The sequence below is a fragment of the Streptomyces sp. NPDC088794 genome (genome assembly GCF_044750545.1).
Classification (GTDB): domain Bacteria; phylum Actinomycetota; class Actinomycetes; order Streptomycetales; family Streptomycetaceae; genus Streptomyces.
Genome location: NZ_JBIVKB010000001.1, coordinates 854185 through 873981, shown reverse-complemented (window position 1 = coordinate 873981; position 19797 = coordinate 854185). Strand labels below are relative to the sequence as shown.

The following is a 19797-nucleotide window of genomic DNA, read 5'->3' as shown; positions in this document are numbered from 1 at the left end:
GGGACCGGCGCGGCGCGGCTACAGGGCGAGGCGTACGGCGATGAGCCGTGCCGTCGACTCCTGGACGCACCGCTCGGCCAGTTCCCTGGCCGAATCCTGGGCCCCATCTTGCACGGCCGAGATTACGGAGCGGTGACGGTCCGCCACCTCTTCACGATATTCGTCGTCGCCGAGCACAAGGCACAGCAGCGCCCCGACCTCCGTCTGCAGCGCGACCTGCTCCCGGGTGAGCCGCGCGGACTGCGCGGCGGCGGCCAGCTCCACATGGAAGCGCCCGTACATCCGGGAACAGGCCGCGGGATCCGGCGCCTCGCTCAACTCGGTTGCGGTGCGGTGCAGTTGGACCAGGTCGTCGGGTTCCGTGCGGTCCGCGGCGAGGCGGGCCGAGGTGCCCGACAGGGCCGCCCAGTGGTCGCCCAGATCGCGCAGCTCCTCCGGGCTCCAGCCGCGCAGCCGGACCCGGAGGCGCTCCTCGCCGGGGTCCTCGGGCAGCGAGACGAAGGAGCCGCCGCCGCGGCCCCTGCGGGTGGTGACCAGGCCCTGCTGGCGCAGCGCCATGAGGGCCTCGCGCAGGGTCACGGTGGACACGCCGAGCTGCCCCGCCAGCTCGCTCTCGCCGGGCAGCTGCTCCCCGTCGGCGAGCAGGCCGAGCTCGATGGCGTCGCCGAGCCGGCGTACCACCGCGTCCACGCGCGCCCGGTTGTCCACGGGCGCGAAGACGGCTCTGCGGGCGCCGCCGTCGGTCGATTGCTTCACGGCCACCACCTTGTGCGTTGACTCAAGCTTTACCCTAAGGGGGCCTTGAGATTTGAACTATGACTTCATATGTTTCCGTGCAACGTATGAGAGCGCCAGAAAGGTTCCCGCCCATGGAGGGAAGTGCGATCCGGCTGCACGAACTGCGGAAGTCGTTCGGTGGGACGACCGCCGTGGCCGGCATCGACCTGGAGATCCGGGACGGGGAGTTCTTCTCGCTGCTCGGTCCCTCCGGCTCCGGCAAGACCACCGTCCTGCGCATGATCGCCGGGTTCGAGACGCCGACCGGCGGCCGGATCGAGCTGGCCGGCCAGGACGTCACCGGGCTCGCGCCCTTCGAGCGCGACGTCCACACCGTCTTCCAGGACTACGCCCTCTTCCCGCACATGACCGTCGAGCAGAACGTCGCCTACGCCCTCAAGGTCCGCAGGGTGCCCAAGGCCGAGCGGCTCGTGCGGGCCCGCAAGGCACTCGCCGAGGTCCGCCTGGACGGGTACGGGAAACGCCGGCCCGGCCAGCTCTCCGGCGGCCAGCGCCAACGCGTCGCCCTCGCCCGCGCGTTGGTCGGCCGCCCCCGTGTCCTGCTGCTCGACGAACCGCTCGGCGCCCTCGACCTCAAGCTGCGCGAGCAGATGCAGGTCGAACTGAAGGCGCTCCAGCGCGAGGTCGGCATCACCTTCGTCTTCGTCACCCACGACCAGGAGGAGGCCCTGACGATGAGCGACCGCATCGCCGTCTTCGACCAGGGCCGGCTCGAACAGGTCGGCACCCCCGCCGAGATCTACGAACGCCCCCTCACCTCGTTCGTCGCGTCCTTCGTCGGCACCTCGAACCTGCTGACCGGCGAGGCGGCCCAGCGCGTCGTCGGCAAGGCCGGCACCTTCAGCATCCGGCCCGAGAAGGTCAGGATCGCCGAGGAGTCCGCCGAGGAGTCCGCCGGGGCCGATTCGCCCGAGCACACGACCGCGATCGGCACCGTCGCCGAGGTGGTCTACCTCGGGGACTCCACCCGCTTCCTGGTCGACCTCGACGCGGGCGGTCGCCTCACCGCGCTCCAGCAGAACCTGGAGACCTCCGCCGAGGACGTCGCCGCCTACCGCGGCACCCGGGTCCGCCTGCGCTGGCAGCGCCGCCACACCGTCCACGTCCCCGACTGATCCGCCGCCCCTCACGTATGGAGAACGTCGTGCGCCACATCCGTACCCTCCAGATCGCGGCCGCCGCCGCGCTGCTCCTGGCCACCGCCGCCTGCGGCTCCTCCGACTCCGGCAGCGGCTCGGCCGGCGGCCTCAACCCCCCTGATCTCAAAGAGCAGTCGAAGCTCGGCAAGACCGAGGGACAGGTCAACCTGATCGCCTGGGCCGGCTATGTCGAGGACGGCTCCAACGACCCCAAGGTCGACTGGGTCAGCGACTTCGAGAAGCAGACCGGCTGCCAGGTCAACTCCAAGGTCGCCGCCAGCTCCGACGAGATGGTCAAACTCATGAAGACCGGTGAGTACGACGCCGTCTCGGCCTCCGGCGACGCGTCCCTGCGTCTCATAGCCTCCGGCGACGCCGCGCCCGTCAACACCAAGCTGGTGCCCAACTACGCGGACGTCTTCGCCGGGTTGAAGGACGGGAACTGGAACTCCGTCGACGGGCAGATGTACGGCATCCCGCACGGCCGCGGCGCCAACCTGCTGATGTACAACACCGAGAAGGTGACGCCCGCGCCGACGTCCTGGGCGGCCGTCTTCGACGACGCGTCGAAGTACAAGGGCCACGTCACCGCGTACGACTCGCCGATCTACATCGCCGACGCGGCCCTGTATCTCAAGGCCACCGAGCCGGAGTTGAAGATCAAGGACCCCTACGCGCTCGACCAGAAGCAGTTCGACGCCGCGGTGGCGCTGCTCAAGACGCAGAACTCCAGCATCGGCGAGTACTGGGGCGACTACCTGAAGGAGATCTCCGCGTTCAAGAGCGGTGACTCCGTCGTCGGCACCACCTGGCAGGTCATCGCCAACCTGGCGTCCGACGAGGGCGCGAAGGTCAAGGCGTTCGTGCCGAAGGAGGGTTCGACCGGCTGGTCCGACACCTGGATGGTGTCGGCGAAGGCCAAGCACCCCAACTGCGCCTACAAGTGGCTGGACTGGATCATCTCGCCGAAGGTCAACGCCCAGGTCGCCGAGTACTTCGGCGAGGCCCCCGCCAACTCCAAGGCATGCGACCTGACCAGCGACAAGAACTTCTGCACCACCTACCACGCGACCGACGAGAGCTACTGGAAGAACATCGCCTTCTGGAACACGCCCATCGAGCAGTGCCTGGACGGCCGCACGGACGTCAAGTGCGTGCCGTACGCCAAGTGGATCCAGGCCTGGACCGAGATCAAGGGCTGACCCATGACCGTAGAGGCGCAGACCGCCGGGCGGGGGACCGTCCGGCGGCTCGCCGGGGCGCTGCACCGGCGCCCCCGGCTCCGGCTGGGGCTGCTGCTGACCGCCCCGCTGCTGTGGCTGGCCGTGCTCTATCTCGGCTCGCTCGCCGTGCTGTTCGTCTCCGCGTTCTGGACGACGAACTCCTTCACCTCCGAGGTGGTGAAGGTCTGGTCGACCGACAACTTCCACGCGCTGTTCACGACGCCGGTCTACCGCCAGGTGATCCTGCGCAGTGTCGGGGTCGCGCTCGCGGTGTCCGTGCTGTGCGCGGTGATCGCCTTTCCGCTCGCCTTCTACACCGCGCGGGTGGCGCGGCCGAAGTGGAGGCCGCTGCTCGTGGTCGCCATCCTCACACCGCTGTGGGCGAGTTACCTGGTGAAGGTGTACGCGTGGCGGCTGATCCTGTCCCAGGGCGGGCTCGCCGACTGGATGCTGAAGCCGTTCGGGCTGAGCGGGCCGGGATTCGGTCTGCCGGCCACCGTGCTGACCCTGACCTACCTCTGGCTGCCGTACATGGTGCTGCCGATCCACACCGCGCTGGCGCAGCTGCCCGCCAACCTCCTTGACGCGTCTGCCGACTTGGGCGCGCGCGGCTGGCGGACCTTCCGGTCGGTCGTGCTGCCGATGGTGCTGCCGTCCGTGGCCGCCGGGTCGATCTTCACGTTCTCACTCAGTCTCGGCGACTACATCACCGTGCAGATCGTCGGCGGCAAGACCCAGCTGATCGGCAACCTCGTCTACTCCAACATCGAACTCAACCTGCCCATGGCCGCCACCCTCGCCACGGTCCCCGTCGCCGTCATCGTGCTGTACCTGCTCGCGATGCGCCGTACGGGCGCGCTGAGCAACCTGTAGAGGAGCCCGTCGTGCAACTCTCCCGTTCCGCGCGGATCGCGCTGCGCGTCGCCGCCGGGCTGGGCTTCGCGGTGATCTACGTGCCGCTGCTGCTCGTCCTGGTCAACTCCCTGAACCCGGACCGCAGCGCGAGCTGGCCGCCGCCCGGGTTCACCCTGCACTGGTGGTCGGTGGCCAAGGACAACTCCGGTGCGCGGGAAGCCCTTTGGGTCTCGGTGAAGGCGGGTCTCGGGGCCACCGCGATCGCGCTGGTCCTGGGCACGCTGATCGCCTTCGCCGTCTCCCGGTACCGCTTCTTCGGCCGAGGTGCCCTGTCCTTCGTGGTCGTCCTGCCGATCGCGCTGCCCGGCATCGTCACGGGCATCGCCCTCAACTCGGCCTTCAGCACGGTACTTGAGCCGCTGGGCGTGGGCCTCGGCCTGTTCACGGTGGTCGTCGGGCATGCCACCTTCTGCATCGTCGTGGTCTTCAACAACGTCGTCGCCCGGCTGCGCCGCACCTCAGGGACGTACGAGGAGGCCGCGATGGATCTCGGTGCCAACACCTTCCGCGCCTTCGTCGACGTCACCTTCCCACTGGTGCGCTCGGCGCTGTTCGCGGGCGGACTGCTCGCCTTCGCGCTCTCCTTCGACGAGATCGTGGTGACCACCTTCACGGCCGGACCGGGTGTCCAGACCCTGCCGCTCTGGATCTTCGACAACATGACCCGACCGCAGCAGGCACCAGTCGTGAACGTGGTGGCGGCCGTCCTTGTACTGTTCTCGGTGATTCCGATCTACGTGGCCCAGCGGATGTCGGCCGACACGGCGACGAGCAGCAGGGTCTGAGAATCCGGACCCGACGAGTCCGGCCGACGGATCCAGCTGCCGAATCGGACCTCCACGCAAGCCGTTTGCGTTTCTTGCGCTATTCTTGCGCGCATGACGCGACGACTTGCCGAGGTAGCGAAGAAGGTCGGGGTCTCCGAGGCCACGGTCAGCCGGGTGCTCAACGGCAAGCCGGGGGTCTCCGAGCCCACCCGGCAGGCGGTGCTCAGTGCCCTGGACGTCCTGGGCTACGAACGGCCCACTCAACTGCGCGGCGAGCGCGCGCGACTGGTCGGTCTGGTCCTGCCCGAACTCCAGAACCCGATCTTCCCGGCCTTCGCGGAAGTGATCGGGGGAGCGCTGGCCCAGGCCGGGCTCACCCCGGTGCTGTGCACCCAGACCAAGGGCGGTGTCTCCGAGGCCGACTACGTGGATCTGCTCCTGCAGCAGCAGGTCTCCGGTGTCGTCTTCGCCGGCGGTCTCTACGCCCAGGCGGACGCGCCGCACCACCACTACCGCCGCCTTGCCGAGCGCAACATTCCGGTTGTGCTGGTCAACGCGTCCATCGACGACCTCGGTTTCCCCGGTGTCTCCTGTGACGACGCGGTGGCCGTGGAGCAGGCGTGGCGGCACCTCGCCTCGCTCGGGCACGAGCGGATCGGCCTGGTCCTCGGGCCGGACGACCACATGCCGTCGGCGCGCAAGCTGACCGCGGCCCGCGCGCTGGGCGAGCTGCCCGACGAGCACATCGCCCGGGCCATGTTCTCCATCGAGGGCGGCCACGCGGCGGCCACCCGGCTCATCGACCGCGGGGTCACCGGCTTCATCTGCGCCAGCGACCCGCTTGCGCTCGGCGTCATCCGGGCCGCCCGCCGCAAGGGCCTCGACGTGCCGGGGCGGATCTCCGTCGTCGGCTACGACGACTCCGCGCTGATGAACTGCACCGAGCCGCCCCTCACCACCGTGCGCCAGCCCATCGAGGCCATGGGGCGCGCGGCGGTCGAGCTGCTGAACGCACAGGTCGGCGGCAGTGCCGTACCGGCAGACGAACTGCTCTTCGAGCCGGAGCTGGTGGTCCGGGGCTCGACCGCGCAAGCGCCGCGGGACTGATTCCGGGCAACCGCCGGACTGATTTCCGGCAGAGCTGTCGGTCACTGACGATGCACAGTCAATCGGAGATCCATCACATCCAATCCTCTGTCAAATAATTACGGATTCTGCGCGACATCTTGCGGACAGCTGTCGGCGGTGCTTGAGTGTGCGGCGCCCACCGCTCCTGCCACGAGGGGTCCACCGATGAGAATCACCGGGTTCCGCCGTACTTTCGCCGCGCTCAGTGTCTGTTCGCTTGCCCTGGCCGCCTCCGCCTGCGGGTCGGGCGACGACGACTCGGCGAGCGGCAAGACCCGCATCACGGTCAACTGCATGCCGCCCAAGAGCGCCAAGGTCGACCGCTCGTTCTTCCAGCAGGACATCGCGTCCTTCGAGAAGAAGAACCCGAACATCGACGTCGTCGCGCACGACGCCTTCCCCTGCCAGGACCCCAAGACGTTCGACGCCAAGCTCGCCGGCGGGCAGATGGAAGACGTCTTCTACACGTACTTCACCGACGCCAAGCATGTCGTCGACATCCGCCAGGCCGCCGATCTCACGCCGTACGTCAAGGAGTTGAAGAGCTACGACACCATCCAGAAGCAGCTGCGCGACATCTACACCGTGGACGGCAAGATCTACGGCATCCCGCGCACCGGCTACTCGATGGGTCTGATCTACAACCGTGCGCTCTTCGAGAAGGCCGGCCTCGACCCCGACACGCCTCCGGCCACCTGGGAAGAGGTGCGCGCCGACGCCAAGAAGATCGCCGCGCTCGGCAACGGCACCGTCGGCTACGCCGACTACTCCGCCCAGAACCAAGGGGGTTGGCACTTCACCGCCGAGATGTACTCCCAGGGCGGCGACGTCGTCACCGCCGACGGCAAGAAGGCCAGCATCGACACCCCGCAGGGTCACGCGGTCCTGCAGAACCTGCACGACATGCGCTGGACCGACAACTCGATGGGCAGCAAGCAGCTCCTGGTCATCAACGACGTCCAGCAGATGATGGGTTCGGGCAAGCTCGGCATGTACCTCTCCGCCCCGGACAACATCCCGATCCTGGTCAAGGAGAAGGGCGGCAACTACAAGGACCTCGCGCTGGCCCCCATGCCCGGCGGCCAGGGCACGCTCATCGGCGGCGACGGCTACATGTTCAACAAGAACGACTCGCCCGCCCAGATCCGCGCCGGCCTGAAGTGGCTCGACTCCATGTTCCTGACCCCCGGAGACGGCTTCCTCGGCGACTACGCCCGCGCCAAGCAGAACAACGCCCCGGTCGGCCTGCCCGAGCCGCGCCTGTTCACCGGCGCCGCCGACGCCAAGGACCAGCAGGTCAAGAAGGCCAACGCCAACGTCCCGGTGGAGAACTACCAGGCCTTCCTGGACGGCAACCAGGCCCTCCAGATGAAGATCGAACCGCCCAACGCCCAGCAGATCTACTCCGTCCTCGACGGGGCCGTCTCCGCCGTCCTCACCAAGAAGGACGCCGACATCGACAAGCTCCTCAAGGATGCCTCCGGCAAGATCGACAGCATCCTGGCCCGGGGCTGACCGACATGCCCAAGACCACCGCAGCGCGGCGACCGGTCGAGACGGTCGCCGTGCGCCCGGTGCAGGCGCCGCCTCCGGCAGGGGACCGGAGGCGGCGCCGTCTCGCCGACCAGGCGCGCGCCTACGCCTTCCTCGTCGGCGGGCTGATCTGCTTCGCGCTCTTCTCCTGGTACCCGGCGATCCGCGCCGTCGTGATCTCCTTCCAGAAGTACACGCCGGGCTCGGACCCCGAGTGGGTCGGCACCGACAACTTCACCCGCGTCTGGCACGACCCCGAGTTCACCGCCGCCTGGCGCAACACACTCACCTTCACGCTGCTCGCCCTGCTCATCGGCTTCGCGATCCCCTTCGTGATGGCCCTGGTCCTCAACGAACTGCGGCACGCCAAGGCCTTCTTCAGGGTCGTGGTCTACCTGCCGGTGATGATCCCGCCGGTGGTCAGCGCGCTGCTGTGGAAGTGGTTCTACGATCCCGGAGCCGGCCTCGCCAACGAGGCGCTGCGCTTCCTGCACCTGCCCACCTCGAACTGGTCCAACGGCGCGGACACGGCGCTCATCTCCCTGGTCATCGTGGCCACTTGGGCCAACATGGGCGGCACCGTCCTGATCTACCTGGCCGCCCTCCAGTCCATCCCGGGCGAGCTGTACGAGGCGGCCGAGCTGGACGGCGCGAACATCCTCCAGCGCATCCGGTACGTGACGATCCCTCAGACCCGGTTCGTCATCCTCATGCTGATGCTCCTTCAGATCATCGCCACCATGCAGGTGTTCACCGAGCCGTTCGTGATCACGGGCGGTGGCCCGGAGAACGCCACGGTCACCGTCCTGTACCTGATCTACAAGTACGCCTTCCTCTACAACGACTTCGGCGGCGCCTGCGCGCTGAGCGTGATGCTCCTCGTGCTGCTGGGCGTCTTCTCCGCCGTATACCTGCGCCTGACCCGATCCGGGGAGGACTTCGCGTGAGCACCCGCACCCTGGTCTCCCCGGCGGCGCTGGCCCGGCCGCGCGGCAGGGCCGTCTACTGGACCGTCTTCACCGGCGTCGTCCTCCTCTTCGCGCTGGCCTTCCTCTTCCCGGTCTACTGGATGGTGACCGGCGCGATGAAGTCACCGGACGAGGTGACCCAGACCCCGCCGACGCTGATTCCCGAGCACTGGCACATCAGCGGTTACACCGACGCCTGGGACCTGATGCAGCTGCCCCAGCATCTGTGGAACACGGTGGTCCAGGCGGCCGGCGCCTGGTTCTTCCAGCTGGTGCTCTGCACCGCCGCCGCCTACGCCCTGTCCAAGCTGAAGCCGGCCTTCGGCAAGCTGATCCTCGGCGGCATCCTGGCCACCCTGATGGTGCCGGCCCAGGCCCTGGTCGTACCGAAGTACCTGACCGTCGCCGACCTGCCGCTGATCCACACCAGTCTGCTCAACGACCCGCTGGGCATCTGGCTGCCGGCCGTCGCGAACGCCTTCAACCTCTATCTGCTCAAGCGGTTCTTCGACCAGATCCCGCGTGACGTGCTGGAGGCCGCCGAGATCGACGGCGCCGGAAAGCTGCGCATCCTGTGGTCGATCGTGCTGCCGATGTCACGGCCGGTCCTGGGTGTGGTCTCCATCTTCGCCCTGGTCGCCGTCTGGCAGGACTTCCTCTGGCCGCTGATGGTCTTCTCCGACACCGACAAACAGCCGATCAGCGTGGCGCTCGTCCAGTTGTCGCAGAACATCCAGCTGACCGTGCTCATCGCGGCGATGGTGATCGCCAGCATCCCGATGGTCGCGATGTTCCTGATCTTCCAGCGGCACATCATCGCCGGAATCAGCACGGGCAGCACGAAGGGCTGACACCGACCGCCCTCCGACCCGAGACAGAAAGGCAGGCACAGTGGGACAGCCCAGCCATGCCCAGAAGCAGCCGCAGCACCAGGACTGGTGGCGCTCCGCCGTCATCTACCAGGTCTACGTCCGCAGCTTCGCCGACGGCGACGCAGACGGCACAGGCGACCTCGCCGGCGTCCGCGCCAAGCTGCCTTACCTCGCCCAACTCGGTGTGGACGCCCTGTGGTTCAACCCCTGGTACCTGTCCCCGCTGAAGGACGGCGGCTACGACGTCGCCGACTACCGCGCGATCGACCCGGCCTTCGGCACCCTCGCCGAGGCGGAGAAGCTGATCTCGGAGGCGCGGGAGCTGGGCATCCGCACCATCGTCGACATCGTGCCCAACCATGTCTCCGACCAGCACCCCTGGTTCCGCGCCGCGCTCGCCGCCGGGCCCGGCAGCCCCGAGCGCGAGCTGTTCCACTTCCGGCCCGGGCGCGGGGAGCACGGCGAACTCCCGCCCAACGACTGGCCGTCGCAGTTCGTCGGCTCCACCGAGCCGGTGTGGACCCGGCTGCCGGACGGCGACTGGTATCTCCACCTGTTCACGCCGGAACAGCCGGACCTCAACTGGGCCCACCCGGCCGTCCGTCAGGAGCACGAGGACATCCTGCGCTTCTGGTTCGAGCGGGGCGTCGCGGGCGTCCGCATCGACTCGGCCGCCCTGCTCGCCAAGGACCCGGAGCTGCCGGACTGGGTCGAGGGCCGCGACCCCAACCCCTTCGTCGACCGCGACGAACTCCACGACATCTACCGCGCCTGGCGCGCGGTCGCCGACGAGTTCGGCGGCGTGTTCGTCGGCGAGGTGTGGCTGCCCGACGCCGAGCGCTTCGCCCGCTACCTGCGTCCCGACGAACTGCACACCGCCTTCAACTTCTCGTTCCTGTCCTGCCCCTGGGACGCGGACAGACTCCGTACGTCGATCGACACCACGCTCGCCGAGCACGCCCCGGTGGGCGCCCCCGCCACCTGGGTGCTGTGCAACCACGACGTCACCCGGACCGTCACCCGCTACGGCCGCGCGGACACCGGCTTCGACTTCGCCGCCAAGGCCTTCGGCACCCCGACCGACCTCGTCCTCGGTACCCGGCGCGCCCGCGCGGCGGCCCTGCTCTCGCTCGCCCTGCCGGGCGCGGTCTACGTCTACCAGGGCGAGGAACTCGGCCTGCCCGAGGCGGACATCCCGCGCGAGCGCATCGAGGACCCGATGTACTTCCGCTCCGGCGGCACGGATCCCGGGCGCGACGGCTGCCGGGTCCCGCTGCCCTGGAGCGCCGACGCGCCGTACGCGGGCTTCGGTTCGCAGCAGGAACCGTGGCTGCCGCAGCCGGCCGGCTGGGCCTCGTACGCGGCCGATCTCCAGGCGGCCGACCCCCGCTCGATGCTCTCCCTCTACCGTGAGGCCATCCGGCTCCGGCCGCTCCTCGGCGACGGTCCGCTCGGCTGGCTGCCCGCACCCGAGGGCGTCCTGGCCTTCACCCGGGGGGCCGGCGTGCTGTGTGTCGTCAACCTCGCCGACGCGCCCGTCGGCCTGCCCGCCCACACCGAACTGCTCCTCGCCAGCGGCCCGTTGGACGCCGACGGCCGACTGCCGAGGGACACCGCGGCCTGGCTGCGCACCTGACCCGCGGCCAGGCCGCGCGCACCTCGCCACCCCCCCCCAGCCCCCTACCTCCACCCCACCAACCCCCACCCCCGCCTCGCTATCCCCTTTACCCCCGCCTCGCTATCCCCTTTACCCCCACCACGAAGGGATCAGCAATGCACAGAACTGTCAGGGGCATGCCATCATTGCTGGTGGTCGCCCTCTCCGCCGGCCTCCTCACCGCGATCGCCCCCACCGCCGCCCACGCGGCTGGTGCGAGCCTGCCCTTCACCTCCGTGGAGGCCGAGTCCGCGACCACCACCGGCACGAGGATCGGCCCCGACTACACCCAGGGCACGCTCGCCTCCGAGGCCTCGGGACGGCAGGCCGTACGCCTCACCTCCGGCCAGCGCGTCGAGTTCACCGTGCCGAGCGCCGCCAACGCCGTGAACGTCTCCTACAGCGTCCCGGACGGTCAGTCCGGCGCGCTCGACGTCTACGTCAACGGGACCAAGCTCGCCAAGACGCTCGCGGTGACCTCCAAGTACTCGTACGTCGACACGAGTTGGATCGCCGGGGCGAAGACGCACCACTTCTTCGACAACGCCCGGCTGCTGCTCGGGCGGAACGTGCAGGCGGGTGACAAGGTCGCCTTCCAGTCGACCGGCACCCAAGTCACCGTCGACGTCGCCGACTTCGAGCAGGTCGCCGCGGCCACCGGCCAGCCCGCCGGTTCGGTCTCCGTCACCTCCAAGGGTGCCGATCCCAGCGGCAACGGCGACTCCACGCAGGCCTTCCGGGACGCGATCGCCTCCGCGCAAGGGGGAGTCGTGTGGATTCCGCCGGGCGACTACAGGCTGACGTCCTCGCTCAGCGGCGTCCAGAACGTCACCCTCCAGGGCGCCGGCAGCTGGTACTCCGTCGTGCACTCGTCCCGGTTCATCGACCAGTCCGGCTCCTCAGGAAACGTCCGCATCCGGGACTTCGCGGTCCTCGGCGAGGTCACCGAGCGCGTCGACTCCAACCCGGACAACTTCGTCAACGGCACGCTGGGACCTAACAGTTCGGTCTCCGGCATGTGGATCCAGCACCTCAAGGTCGGCTTCTGGCTGATGGGCAACAACGACAACCTGGTCGTCGAGAACAACCGCATCCTCGACACCACGGCCGACGGCCTCAACCTCAACGGCAACGCCCACGGGGTCCGCGTCCGCAACAACTTCCTGCGCAACCAGGGCGACGACTCGCTCGCCATGTGGTCGCTGAACGGGGCGGACAGCAACAGCAGCTTCGAGAACAACACCATCTCGCAGCCCAACCTCGCCAACGGCATCGCGATCTACGGCGGCACCGACATCGCGGTGCGGGGCAACCTGATCTCCGACACCAACGCGCTGGGCAGCGGCATCGCGATCTCCAACCAGAAGTTCCTCGACCCCTTCTCCCCGCTGGCCGGCACCATCACCGTCGACGGCAACACGCTCGTCCGCGCGGGAGCCGTCAACCCCAACTGGGGCCACCCGATGGGCGCCCTGCGCGTCGACTCCTACGACAGCGCCATCAACGCCACGGTCAACATCACCAACACGACGATCACCGACAGCCCCTACAGCGCCTTCGAGTTCGTCTCCGGCGGCGGTCAGGGCTACCCGGTCCGGAACGTCAACGTGACCGGCGCGACCGTCCGGAACACCGGCACGGTCGTCGTCCAGGCCGAGGCCCAGGGCGCGGCCACCTTCCGCAACGTGACGGCCACCTCGGTCGGCGCGGCGGGCATCTACAACTGCCCCTACCCGGCGAACTCCGGCACCTTCGCCCTCACCGACGGCGGCGGCAACTCCGGCTGGAGCAGCACCTGGTCCAACTGCGCGGCCTGGCCGCAGCCCGGCCAGGGCAACCCCGACCCGGGCACCGGCGGCAACCTCGCCCAGGGTCGCCCGGCCACCGCGACCGGCTCACAGGGCGGCTTCCCGCCGGGCAACGCCGTGGACGGGAACGCGAACAGCTACTGGGAGTCCACCAACAACGCCTTCCCGCAGGCGCTCACGGTGGACCTGGGCGCGACCAAGAACGTGCGCCGAGTGGTGCTGAAGCTGCCGCCGTCCTCGGCCTGGGGCGCGCGCACCCAGACCATCACCGTGCAGGGCGGCACCGACGCCGGGACCGCCTCGACCGTCGTCGGCGCCACCGGCTACCGGTTCGACCCGGCCACCGGCAACACGGTCACCATCGCGCTGCCCGCCAGCACCAACCTGCGCTATCTGCGGCTGTCCGTCAGCGCCAACACCGCTTGGCCGGCAGCGCAGTTCAGTGAAGTGGAGGCGTACTCGACTTCGTGACCGGGTCCGACTTCGTGACCGAGACCGGCTTCGGGACCGCGTCCTGAGGTGTCCCGCGCTTCGCCGCCTGGATCTGCTCGTACACATGGGTCCGCAGTTCGGCGAAGCGCGGGGCCACGCGCGTGTGCAACTGGTCGCGCTCGTCGGGCAGATCGATCTTCAGCTGCTCCCGCACGACGGTCGGGGAGGCGGACAGCACGATCACCCGCTCGCCCAGGTAGACGGCCTCGTCGATGTCGTGGGTGACGAACAGGATCGTGATGCCGCGCTCGCGCCACAGGCCTCGTACGAGGTCCTCCAGGTCGGCTCGCGTCTGTGCGTCGACCGCCGCGAAGGGCTCGTCCATCAGCAGGACTTGGGGTTCGTAGGCCAACGCCCTCGCGATCGCGACGCGTTGCTGCATGCCGCCGGACAGCTGCCACGGGTACGCGCCCGCCGCGTCCGTGAGACCGACCGACTCCAGCGCGTCCGCGACCAGCTCCTTGCGCCGCGCTTTGGTCAAGTTCTTCTGTTTCAAGGGGAGTTCGACGTTCTGGCCGACCCGCATCCACGGGAAGAGGCTGCGGCCGTACTCCTGGAAGACGAACGCCATCCCGGGCGGCGGGCCGCTCACCGGCTTGCCCGACAGCAGCACCTGACCGCCCGTCGGCGTGAGCAGACCGCCCATGCACTTCAGCAGGGTCGTTTTGCCGCAGCCCGACGGGCCCACCAGGCAGACGAGTTCACCCGCGGACACCGTGAAGGTGAGGTCGCGCACGGCTTCCACCCGGCGCCCCGAACCCTCGTAGACCTTGTTCAGGCCGCGTACGTCGAGCATGGACTGGACCGCCCCTTCACGAAGTTCACTCAGGACCGCCGGGTGGAGGCGCGCAGACCGTGGTACCAGCCGAGCACCCGGCGCTCGACCAGTTGGAAGACGACGGAGAGCAGGAAGCCGAGCAGGCCGAGGACGAGGATCCCGGTCCACATGTCGGGGATGGCGAAGCTGCGTTGGAACTGGACGACGGTGAAGCCGATGCCGTTGCTCGCCGCGAACATCTCGCTGATGACCATCAGGATGATGCCGATCGACAGCGCCTGGCGCAGGCCCGCGAAGATCTGCGGACTGGCCGACGGCAGGACCAAGTGGGTGAGCCGGGCAGGGCCGTCGACGCCGTACGAGCGGGCCGTCTCCAGCATCACCGAGTCGACCGCGCGGACGCCCTCGACCGTGTTGAGCAGGATCGGCCAGACGCAGCCGCTGGCGATCACCACGATCTTCATCGTGTCGCCGATGCCCGCGAACAGCATGATCACCGGGATCAACACCGGTGGCGGCACCGCCCGCAGGAACTCCAGTACCGGCTCGCACACCGCCCGCACCTTGCGGTACGAGCCGATGACCGTGCCGAGCGCCATGCCGACGACGGCCGCTGTCGCGTAGCCCGCGAGGAGGCGCAGGACGCTCGGTACGACGTCCGTGCGCAGCCGGTCGGCGGTCCAGACGTCCGGGAAGGTCTTCAGGATCGTGCGCAGCGGGGGCCAGAAGGGATCGGTGTTGCCGTCCGACGCGGCCCACCACAGGGCGACCAGCACCACGGGCAGCGCGAGCACGAACAGCAGCCGCAGCAGCAGGCGTCCGATCACACCGTCACGCACAGGGCCGCGCACGGCGCCCTTCACACCGTCGCTCACACCGCCACCTCCCCGCGCACCGACTGGTGCCAGGCCAGCGCCCGCCGTTCCACCGTACGCGCGCCGACGTTGATGAGCAGCCCCAGCACCCCGGTGACCACGATCAGCGCGTACATCTCCGGCACCGCCTGCGAGGTCTGCGCGACGGCGATCTCCTGGCCCAACCCCGGTGCGCCGATGACGAGTTCGGCGGTGATGGCGAGGATCAGCGCCACCGCGGCGGCGAGCCGCACCCCGGTCATGACGTACGGCAGCGCGGTCGGCCACAGCACATGGCGCACCCGCGCCCAGGTGCCGAGACCGTACGAGCGTGCCGTCTCCTCGGCGACCGGGTCCACGTCCTGGACGCCGTACAGCGTCTGGAGGAGCACCTGCCAGAAGGAGGCGTACACGACCAGGATGAGTACCGACTTCAGTTCGGCGCCGTACAGCAGGACGGCCAGTGGGATGAGAGCGACCGACGGGATCGGGCGCAGGAACTCGATCGTCGAGGCGGTGGCCTCGCGCAGGTAGGGCACGATCGAGATCGTCACGCCCACGACGACCCCCGCGCAGACCGCGATGGCGAGGCCCACCGCCCAGCCGGTGAGGGTGTCGCCGAGCGCCGACCAGAAGCCGTCGGTGGTGACCTCGTCCCACAGGGCCGAGGCGATCCGGCTGGTCGGCGGGAAGTAGGCCTCCTTGACGAGGCCGACCCGCGGCACCGCCTCGCCCAGGGCGAGGAAGGCCGCGAGCCCGGCCGCGCCGAGTGCGGCGTTCAATCCCCTCACGGCAGCAGCTTGTCGAGGTCCGGGGCGTTCTTGAAGAGGCCGTTCTCGTCGCTCAGCTTCTCCAGCGCCTCGATCGAGGAACGGTTCGCCTCGGCCGGCCACTTGGGCAGGGTCATCGCGGCCAGGACGTCCGCCGGGGTCTTGGTGTACGTGGTGACGATCTGGCGGACCTCGTCCGGGTGCGCGTCGGCGTAGGCGAGGGACTCGGCGGTCGCGTCCTGGAACTTCTTCACGATGGCCGGGTTCTTCTGCGCGTACGCGGTCGACGTGAAGTACATGGCGACGGTGAGGTTCGGGGCCACGTCGACCATGGGGGAGGCGATCTCGGTGGCGCCCTGGAGCTTCATGGTGGTGAGCGCCGGTTCGACCGCCATCGCCGCGTCGATCTGGCCCGAGTCCAGCGCGGCCGGCATCTGGTCGAAGGCCAGCTCGACCAGGTTGACCTTGTCCGGGTCGCCGCCGGCCCGGCGGACCGAGTCGCGGACCACAATCTCGTTGATGTTCTTGAGGGTGTTGACGGCGACCTTCTTGCCCTCGAGCTCCTTGGGCGACTTGATGGAGCTGCCCTTCTTCACCACGAGCCCGCCGAAGTCCTTGCCCTTGACGCCCGTTGAGGCGACGCCGTTGGCGATGGCCTCGATGGGCACGTTGTTGGACTGGGCGACCATCAGCGAGGTCATGTTGGAGAACCCGAACTGGAACTGACCGCTCGTCACCCCGGGCACGATGGCCGCGCCGCCCTGGGCGAGCGTCATCGAGAGCTTCAGGCCCTGCTTGCTGAAGAAGCCCTGTTTCTGGCCGAGATAGAGCGGGGCGACGTCGACGATGGGGATGATCCCCACCTTGACGGTGGTGATGCCGCCGGACGACGAGCCCTTGTCCGACGACGAGTTGGAGTCGTCGGACGAGCCACAGGCGGTCGCGACGAGCAGGAAGGCACCGGCGGTGAGACCGGCGAGCAGACGGCGCATGGCTCCTCCTGTGCAGACAACAACGGTGCAACGGTGTTCCGACAGGTCGTGCGCAAGGCGCACAGTAGTGCGCGACCTCGCACAGCCGGAAGGTAGAAGGCACAACGGGTCGGGTCAATGGGTTCGCCAACAACATTGTTGACACTTCTGGAGGCGGCAATGCCAGCGGACGCCCGAGCGTCACACTTCGTGAGGTCCTTCGAGCGCGGCCTCGCCGTGATCCGCGCCTTCGACGAGGAGCACCCCGTCCGCACCCTGAGCGAGGTGGCCGACGCCTGCGAGCTGACCCGAGCGGCCACCCGCCGACTGCTCCTGACCCTGGTCGACCTGGGATACGTCCATCAGGACGGGCGCCTGTTCCGCCTCACCCCGCGCGTCCTCGAACTCGGGTACTCCTACCTCTCCAGCGTCACCCTGCCGCAGATCGCCGAGCCCCATCTGGAGCAACTCGTCGCGCAGGTACGGGAGTCGTCGTCACTGTGCGTGCTCGACGGCGACGACATCGTCTATGTGGTCCGGGTGCCGACCCGCCGCATCATGGCCGCCACGATCACCGTCGGCACGCGCTTCCCGGCCCATGCCACGTCGGTGGGCCGGGTGATCCTCTCCCATCTCCCGGACGAGGAGGTCGACGCCCGGCTCACCCGCGTGGAACTGCGCCCGCTGACCGACCGCACCATCGTCTCGTCCCGGGCCCTGCGGGCGGAGCTGCGCCGGGTGCGCCGACAGGGGTACGCGATCGTCGACCAGGAACTGGAGGAGGGGCTGCGGTCGGTCGCCGCCCCGGTACGAGGCCGGGACGGCGAGGTGGTCGCGGCGGTCAACCTCGCGGTGCCCGCGGGCCGCACCTCCGTCGAGTCGATCCGCCGCGACCTGCTGCCGCACCTGTTCGCGACGGTCGAGCGGATCGACGCCGACCTCGCGGTCACAGGTCCAGCACGAGCCGCTTTCCCCGGCAGCGGGACACACAGATCATCATCGTCTCGCCGCCCGCCCGCTCCTCTTCGGTGAGCACCGAGTCCCGGTGGTCCGGGACACCGTCGAGCACGTCGGTCTCGCAGGTGCCGCAGGTCCCCTCGGTGCAGGAGAACAGCACCTCGACCCCGGCGGCACGCACGGCGTCCAGCACGGAGACGTCCGGAGCGACCGTGACGGTACGCCCGCTCTGCGCCAGCTCGACCTCGAACTCGCTGTTGTCACCGCCCTGTCGGACCTTGGGCTGAAACCGCTCGACCCGCAGCACCGGCGCCGGACACCGCTCCTCGACCGCGTCCAGCAACGGCCCGGGACCGCAGCAGTAGACGAGGGTGCCCTCGTCCAGGTCGTCCAGCACGGAGGCGAGGTCCAGCAGCCCGGTCTCGTCCTGCGGGGCGACGGTGACCCGGTCCCCGTACCGAGCCAACTCCTCGGTGAACGCGATGGATCGACGGGTCCGCCCGCCGTACAGCAGCGTCCACGGCACACCCGCCGCCTCGGCCGCGGCCAGCATCGGCAGGACGGGGGTGATCCCGATGCCGCCCGCGATGAACCGGTAACCAGGTGCGGGCTCCAGCCGGAAGTGGTTACGAGGTCCACGTACCCGTACTTTGTCGCCGACGCCCAACTGCTCGTGGACGAAGGCGGATCCACCCCGGCCGTCGGGTTCACGCAGTACCGCGATCCGCCACTCGGAGCAGTTCCCGGGATCCCCGCAGAGCGAGAACTGCCGTTCCAGCTCCGGCCCGAGCGCGACGTCCAGATGCGCTCCCGGTTCCCAGGCGGGGAGTTCGTCGCCGAGGGGGTGCCGGAGAGTGAGGACGACGACCCCTTCCGCGGCCGACTCCCTCGCGCTCACGACCAGTTCGGCCTCGTACAGGCTCATGCGCCGTGCCCCCGGGGCTGGTGTCCTTCTGGATGGCCGAGCATCCACTCCCACATCTCCACCGGGTCCTGGGCGGTGTGCTCGGCGCCGCAGTGACACGTGCCGTGCAGGACGTCCGTGCCCGGCAGCCAGTCGATGCGGTAGACCTCCCCGGTGGGGCTGCCGCTCACAGCACCTTCTCCACGGGCTTGTCGCCCTCCTCGACCAGCCGGGCGAGGATGCGGCGGGCGGCCAGGCCGCCGGTGTCGATGTTGATGCTGAGCTCCTGGTAGCCCGACCGCTCCGAACCGAGCGTCTTCTGAAGGAGGTTGAGCGCGTCGACGTCCTGCATCACGACGGTGTGGTTGTTGCCCCGCAGGAACTCGGTGACCTCGGCGTCGTCGATCGCCCAGTCGCGCGAGACGGCCCAGAAGTCGTAGACATGACCGTCGGCGGAGGGCGTGATGGCGTACGTGATCTCGGTGTGGAAGCCGTTCGGGTCACTGCCGTCGGCCGCCGGCAGCACACCGACCGGCGCGATCCGGCTGTGCAGCAGGTACAGGCACGGCGCGTGGTACTCGATGTCCTGCCAGCGGGTGATCCGGCCCTTGATCCCGGTCGACTTGGCGTAGAACGGCGGGCACTCGGCGTCGTCCATGTGCCGGCTGACCCGCACGATCCCCGCGCCCTCGTCGACCTCCGTCGTGATCGGCGTCTCGGCGACCTCGGGGGTGCCGATGTACCCGCCGTGCAGATACGTCTCGTGGGAGAGGTCCAGCAGGTTGTCGACGAGGAGCCCGTAGTCGGCGTCGATCGGCTCCATGCCGGAGACGGTGACCCAGCCGGGGGAGTCGAGGTGCCGGGCGCGCGGGATGGTCTCGGGGTCGGCGAGCGCCGGATCGCCGATCCACACCCAGATCAGGGCGTCCAGTTCGACGACCGGGTAGGAGGCCACGCGCGCGGTGCGGGGTATCCGTTTCTGCCCGGGCACGTACACGCAGGCGCCGGTCGTGTCGTACGTGAACCCGTGGTACCCGCAGACGATCCGGTCACCGTCGAGCCCGCTCTCGGACAGGGGGTACCGGCGGTGCACACACCGGTCGTGCAGGACGACGGGGGTGCCCTCGTCCTCGGTGCGGTAGAGGACGAGGGGCTCACCGAGGATGGTCCGGCCGAGCAACTCCCGGCCGATCTCGTGGCTGTAGGCGGCGACGTACCACTGATTACGGGCGAAGGCGGTCGTGTGCGGCATGGCGATCCCGT

At 69.2% G+C, this 19797-nt stretch carries 19 protein-coding genes; 11 read left to right on the top strand and 8 right to left on the bottom strand.

The window, feature by feature from the left end:
- Positions 1 to 18 precede the first annotated feature (18 nt).
- Entirely contained in the window at positions 19 to 765 is a 747-nt protein-coding gene (locus ACIP6U_RS03955) for a FadR/GntR family transcriptional regulator (protein ID WP_401712525.1), read from the bottom strand.
- 104 nt (positions 766 to 869) lie between these two features.
- Here ACIP6U_RS03955 and ACIP6U_RS03950 point away from each other — a divergent pair, with 104 nt between their 5' ends.
- From ACIP6U_RS03950 to ACIP6U_RS03905, 10 genes are all read left to right on the top strand, one after another.
- Entirely contained in the window at positions 870 to 1913 is a 1044-nt protein-coding gene (locus tag ACIP6U_RS03950) for an ABC transporter ATP-binding protein (protein WP_401712522.1), read from the top strand.
- A gap of 17 nt (positions 1914 to 1930) precedes the next feature.
- Positions 1931 to 3139, top strand: a complete 1209-nt coding sequence (locus ACIP6U_RS03945) for an ABC transporter substrate-binding protein (RefSeq protein WP_401712519.1) — start codon at positions 1931 to 1933, stop codon at positions 3137 to 3139.
- A gap of 3 nt (positions 3140 to 3142) precedes the next feature.
- Positions 3143 to 4033: an ABC transporter permease gene (locus ACIP6U_RS03940; protein WP_401712516.1), complete on the top strand. Its 891-nt coding sequence runs from the start codon at positions 3143 to 3145 to the stop codon at positions 4031 to 4033.
- 11 nt (positions 4034 to 4044) lie between these two features.
- Positions 4045 to 4860, top strand: coding sequence for an ABC transporter permease (locus ACIP6U_RS03935; protein WP_401712513.1), 816 nt, complete (start codon positions 4045 to 4047; stop codon positions 4858 to 4860).
- 93 nt (positions 4861 to 4953) lie between these two features.
- Positions 4954 to 5949 carry a LacI family DNA-binding transcriptional regulator gene (locus ACIP6U_RS03930; protein ID WP_401712510.1) on the top strand — a complete coding sequence of 332 codons (996 nt, stop codon included), beginning with the start codon at positions 4954 to 4956 and terminating at the stop codon, positions 5947 to 5949.
- Between the two features lie 186 nt (positions 5950 to 6135).
- Positions 6136 to 7485: an ABC transporter substrate-binding protein gene (locus ACIP6U_RS03925; protein WP_401712508.1), complete on the top strand. Its 1350-nt coding sequence runs from the start codon at positions 6136 to 6138 to the stop codon at positions 7483 to 7485.
- A gap of 5 nt (positions 7486 to 7490) precedes the next feature.
- On the top strand, positions 7491 to 8450 hold the full coding sequence (locus ACIP6U_RS03920; RefSeq protein WP_401712505.1) for a carbohydrate ABC transporter permease: 960 nt from the start codon (positions 7491 to 7493) through the stop codon (positions 8448 to 8450).
- Positions 8447 to 9322 carry a carbohydrate ABC transporter permease gene (locus ACIP6U_RS03915; RefSeq protein WP_124001935.1) on the top strand — a complete coding sequence of 292 codons (876 nt, stop codon included), beginning with the start codon at positions 8447 to 8449 and terminating at the stop codon, positions 9320 to 9322. Before ACIP6U_RS03920 ends, ACIP6U_RS03915 begins: the two co-directional genes overlap by 4 nt.
- Positions 9323 to 9362: 40 nt before the next feature.
- Positions 9363 to 10979 (top strand): glycoside hydrolase family 13 protein, encoded by a 1617-nt coding sequence (locus tag ACIP6U_RS03910; RefSeq protein WP_401712502.1) that lies wholly within the window; start codon positions 9363 to 9365, stop codon positions 10977 to 10979.
- 158 nt (positions 10980 to 11137) lie between these two features.
- Entirely contained in the window at positions 11138 to 13279 is a 2142-nt protein-coding gene (locus ACIP6U_RS03905; RefSeq protein ID WP_401712500.1) for a discoidin domain-containing protein, read from the top strand.
- Here the strand turns inward: ACIP6U_RS03905 and ACIP6U_RS03900 are convergent.
- The 4 genes from ACIP6U_RS03900 to ACIP6U_RS03885 are packed head-to-tail and all read right to left on the bottom strand — an operon-like array spanning position 13248 to position 16694.
- Complete coding sequence (locus ACIP6U_RS03900; RefSeq protein WP_401712497.1) at positions 13248 to 14096, bottom strand: ABC transporter ATP-binding protein; 849 nt, start codon at positions 14094 to 14096, stop codon at positions 13248 to 13250. The genes ACIP6U_RS03905 and ACIP6U_RS03900 overlap by 32 nt on opposite strands.
- Before the next feature lie 29 nt (positions 14097 to 14125).
- Positions 14126 to 14902 (bottom strand): ABC transporter permease, encoded by a 777-nt coding sequence (locus tag ACIP6U_RS03895; RefSeq protein ID WP_401712920.1) that lies wholly within the window; start codon positions 14900 to 14902, stop codon positions 14126 to 14128.
- 47 nt (positions 14903 to 14949) lie between these two features.
- Positions 14950 to 15723, bottom strand: a complete 774-nt coding sequence (locus ACIP6U_RS03890; protein ID WP_401712494.1) for an ABC transporter permease — start codon at positions 15721 to 15723, stop codon at positions 14950 to 14952.
- A complete protein-coding gene (locus ACIP6U_RS03885) occupies positions 15720 to 16694 on the bottom strand; it encodes an ABC transporter substrate-binding protein (protein WP_401712492.1) in 975 nt (324 codons plus the stop codon). Before ACIP6U_RS03885 ends, ACIP6U_RS03890 begins: the two co-directional genes overlap by 4 nt.
- A gap of 159 nt (positions 16695 to 16853) precedes the next feature.
- Here ACIP6U_RS03885 and ACIP6U_RS03880 point away from each other — a divergent pair, with 159 nt between their 5' ends.
- Positions 16854 to 17705 carry an IclR family transcriptional regulator C-terminal domain-containing protein gene (locus ACIP6U_RS03880; RefSeq protein ID WP_401712489.1) on the top strand — a complete coding sequence of 284 codons (852 nt, stop codon included), beginning with the start codon at positions 16854 to 16856 and terminating at the stop codon, positions 17703 to 17705.
- On the opposite strand, the gene ACIP6U_RS03875 is transcribed toward ACIP6U_RS03880, so the two are convergent.
- The 3 genes from ACIP6U_RS03875 to ACIP6U_RS03865 are packed head-to-tail and all read right to left on the bottom strand — an operon-like array spanning position 17620 to position 19786.
- Positions 17620 to 18555 carry a PDR/VanB family oxidoreductase gene (locus tag ACIP6U_RS03875; protein WP_401712486.1) on the bottom strand — a complete coding sequence of 312 codons (936 nt, stop codon included), beginning with the start codon at positions 18553 to 18555 and terminating at the stop codon, positions 17620 to 17622. The two genes, ACIP6U_RS03880 and ACIP6U_RS03875, sit on opposite strands and share 86 nt — an antisense overlap.
- Positions 18552 to 18725 (bottom strand): hypothetical protein, encoded by a 174-nt coding sequence (locus tag ACIP6U_RS03870; RefSeq protein ID WP_401712483.1) that lies wholly within the window; start codon positions 18723 to 18725, stop codon positions 18552 to 18554. Before ACIP6U_RS03870 ends, ACIP6U_RS03875 begins: the two co-directional genes overlap by 4 nt.
- Positions 18722 to 19786: a Rieske 2Fe-2S domain-containing protein gene (locus ACIP6U_RS03865; protein WP_401712481.1), complete on the bottom strand. Its 1065-nt coding sequence runs from the start codon at positions 19784 to 19786 to the stop codon at positions 18722 to 18724. The genes ACIP6U_RS03870 and ACIP6U_RS03865 overlap by 4 nt, the downstream gene beginning before the upstream one ends.
- Positions 19787 to 19797: the final 11 nt, after the last annotated feature.